Source organism: Terriglobia bacterium, from assembly GCA_036496425.1.
In the GTDB taxonomy this organism is placed as follows: Bacteria; Acidobacteriota; Terriglobia; order 20CM-2-55-15; family 20CM-2-55-15; genus 20CM-2-55-15.
Genome location: DASXLG010000375.1, coordinates 1 through 3596, shown reverse-complemented (window position 1 = coordinate 3596; position 3596 = coordinate 1). Strand labels below are relative to the sequence as shown.

The following is a 3596-nucleotide window of genomic DNA, read 5'->3' as shown; positions in this document are numbered from 1 at the left end:
CCTGCCAGGTGAATTTCGCACCGGTCAAAAGGTCGACCATCTGATAGGGATGCCGCACATCGATACCCAATTCATCCACCGGCAATTCCACGAATCCGGATTGGGGCCAGTTCGAATCGAGATTCACAATGGTGACAATGACATTCCGCTTGTCCGCCGTCTGCTTGCTATAACAGATGAGCTGGTCGTTATCGACAGTGTGAAATCGCAATCGGTCATTGGCTTGCAGAGCGGGGTTTTCTTTCCGGATGGCATTCACCCGCGAGATGAAAGGGCGCAGGCTGGCCGGATCATACAGATTCCGCTTCTTGACCTCATACTTTTCGGAATTCAGATACTCTTCACTGCCCGGCTCGCGTGGAACATTTTCGCAGAGCTCATACGCCGGGCCGTATATTCCATAGCTCGCGGAAAGGGTCGCGGCAAGCACCAGCCGGGACATGAACGCCGCGCGGCCACCCGTCTGCAGATACTCGTGAAGAATGTCGGGCGTGTTCGGCCAGAAATTCGGACGGAAGAAGTCGCGCACCTCTGTCTGTGTGAGTTCCGTGAGGTACTCCGTCAGTTCTCTCTTGGCGTTTCTCCAGGTGAAATACGTGTACGACTGAGTGAACCCCAGCTTCGCCAGATGGTACATGATGTTTGGCCGGGTAAAGGCTTCCGCCAGGAAGATCAGGTCCGGATGTTTCTTTTTCAGGTCGCGGATCATCCATTCCCAGAAATCGAACGGCTTGGTGTGCGGATTGTCGACACGAAAGATCCGGACGCCGTTTTCGATCCAGAATTCGACAATGCTTTTAAGCTCTTCCCAGAGTTCTTTCCAGTGCGCAGAGCCAAACTCGAAGGGATAAATGTCCTCATATTTTTTCGGAGGATTTTCCGCGTACTGCATGCTGCCGTCGGGCCGCCTGCGGAACCATTCCGGATGATCCTTTAAATAAGGATGATCCGGCGAACATTGGTAAGCCAGATCGAGCGCAATATCTATTCCCGACTTCCGGGCCTGATCAACGAGATGCCGAAAGCTGTCGAGGGTACCCAGTTCAGGATGGATTGCCTTGTGCCCGCCGCTCTTCCCCCCGATTGCCCACGGACTGCCGGGATCGCCGGGTGCCGCCGTGGTCGCATTATTTCTGCCCTTGCGGTGCGATTCACCAATCGGATGGATCGGCGGGAAATAGAGGACGTCGAAACCCATCTCGGCAATCTCGGGCAGCAAGGCCTCGCACTCTTTGAACGTTCCACAGGACCTGGGGAAGAGTTCATACCAGCTGCTGAAGCGCGCCCGCACGGGTTCCACGGCAACACGCAATTCCCGGTAATGCGTCGCGTTGGTGCGATCGGAATAAGCGGATGCCAGGGCGGCAAGCCGGTCATCGACAGCTGCCGGCTGGAGTCCGTTCCCGGCTTCGCGAAGCTTTTGCGCGTCGGCACCCGCCGCCCGGCCGGCCGCGCTTTGAAGTAACGCGGCGCCGATCTGCAGATCCACTGCGACATCCTGCTGTGCGGCAATGCGCTTCAGGAAATCGTCGTACCAGGTTTGAAACCGATCGACCCAGCCAGTGATGGTGTAGAGATACTGCCCCAGCTTGTCGGTGCGGAAGCCCGCCCGCCAGTGATCGTTTCCGAGCGGCTCCATCCGGAGTTCCAGCCAGGATTCGTCATCCTCATGACGATAGCGCAGGACAGCGGAAACTGCGTCGTGTCCGTCGGCGAAGATATCCGCTTCAACCGTAATGGTTTCGCCGGCCGCTCGCTTAACCGCAAAACGGCCACATTCGATCTCCGGCTCCACCCCGCGAATGACCACTCTCTCCGGCGGCCGCTCACCCATATTTAAAAATGTACTACACGTTCGCTTTATTCGGGAATTAAGCCGCCAATTCGATAAATTGCCCGAATTAATTGGCGCAATTCGGGTAATTTGTGGCAACTCTTTCCCGAACGCCGGGTCCGATCAAATCGCCACTACTGGCCGGCCGACTCATTCTCCGGTTGTTCTTCTTCCATTTTATACAGCCGTTCTTCGTCCGCATCGTACTCGAACAAGTGTGCGTAGCGTCCCCAGTCCACCAGAGTCTGGAACTGCTTCTCAGCTTCTGATTCGGAGAAGTGCTCATCCAGAATATCGAGCAGGAAGTCCTTGCCGATTCGGCCATCCGTTTTCTGACGGATGGCTTCCGTTACCGTGGATATGAAAGGCACGCGGGCAAGCAGCTGCTCCTTGAAGATCTCGTGGCTACGGTGGACGCCGGCAGTCGCAAACTCCCGGCCGGCATCCGTTATCGTCACGTCACCGTGTGCGACTTCGGCAAAGCCCAGCATTGCAGATGCGTCAACGGCCGGCAATAAGTCGTCCACTTCCAGGCGCAGGCTTTCTGCCAGCTTGGGCAGGTCTTCGCGGCCGCCGCGATCGTGGACGATTTCAAGCAGTCCGCTGATCCCTCCGACGCGTGCATGCGGCAGCATCGGAAAACGGTGGGATTGCTTTGCCGCCGGCAGTTCGCCGACGGCTGCTTGCGGATTGGTCATAACCGTATAGATGTAATCCATCAGGGCGACAAAGCGCGGCGCTTTCTTGTCTCGCGGGCGGGGAATATCCACCCTCACTTCGCCCCGGATGCTGCCCGGATTGGCGCCAAGAACCACGATTCTGTCTGCCAGCAGAACCGCTTCCTCGATGTTGTGCGTGACGATCAGGATGCTCTTCGCCGGAAATGCGCCTCGTTCCCAGAGGTCACTGATTTCACCTCTCAGATTTTCCGCGGTCAGCACATCCAGAGCGCTGAACGGCTCATCCATCATGAGGACATCGGGCTTCATCACGAAGGCTCGCGCGAACCCGACGCGCTGGCGCATGCCGCCGGACAATTCTTTTGGATAAGCTCCTTCGAAACCCTCGAGGCCGACCATGCCGAGCGCCAGCAACGCTTCCTTTTCGCAGGTTTCTTTCGATACCCCGCGCGCGAAGAGTCCAAGTTCGGCATTCTCCTGCACCGTCAGCCACGGCAGCAGCGCAAAACTCTGGAACACCATGGCGACGCCGGGATTCGGCCCTTCGAGCGGTGTTCCCTTCACGATCACCTTCCCGCGGCTCGGCTGAATCAAGCCGGCCAGAATGCGCAGGAGAGTACTTTTGCCCGACCCGCTGCGTCCGAGCAGAGCGACGACCTCGCCCTGTGCGATATTCAGCGTAACCTCTGCCAATACGATCAGCTCTCCACCTCCGGGCAGAGGGAAGGTCTTCACGACATTTTCAGCGGTTAAAAGGACCGGAGTATTTTCCATTTTGATTCCTCAGCCGAGCTGATATTTACTTCCGGCCAGGTCGTACAAGGGCTTCCAGACCAGCCGGTTCAACCCGACCACGAATACGCTCATGAGCGCCACGCCCAGAACGATTCTGGGCCAGTCGCCTCTGGCTGTTGCTTCGGAAATGTAGGCGCCAAGTCCGTTGGCCTTCAAAGTCGTATTGCCCCAGGAGACAAGCTCGGAAACGATACTGGCATTCCAGGCGCCGCCGGACGCTGTGATCGCTCCGGTGACCCACGATCCGAAAATGCCTGGTCCAATCAGGGCCTTCCACGCGCGGCCAC

The 3596-nt window shown here is 57.5% G+C and carries 3 protein-coding genes; all 3 read right to left on the bottom strand.

The features are described 5' to 3' along the window. A partial coding sequence (locus VGK48_27760; GenBank protein ID HEY2384989.1) for an alpha-1,4-glucan--maltose-1-phosphate maltosyltransferase occupies window positions 1-1834 on the bottom strand: 1834 nt, incomplete at its 3' end. Between the two features lie 134 nt (window positions 1835-1968). Beyond that, window positions 1969-3288 (bottom strand): nitrate/sulfonate/bicarbonate ABC transporter ATP-binding protein, encoded by a 1320-nt coding sequence (locus VGK48_27755; protein ID HEY2384988.1) that lies wholly within the window; start codon window positions 3286-3288, stop codon window positions 1969-1971. Between the two features lie 9 nt (window positions 3289-3297). Then, window positions 3298-3596: sulfonate ABC transporter permease (locus tag VGK48_27750; protein HEY2384987.1), on the bottom strand; the 299-nt coding region annotated here is incomplete at its 5' end.

Bases quoted from the DNA above. Each gene is read 5' to 3' on its own strand.
- VGK48_27755 (HEY2384988.1), bottom strand. From the start codon at position 3,288: ATGGAAAATACTCCGGTCCTTTTAACCGCTGAAAATGTCGTGAAGACC.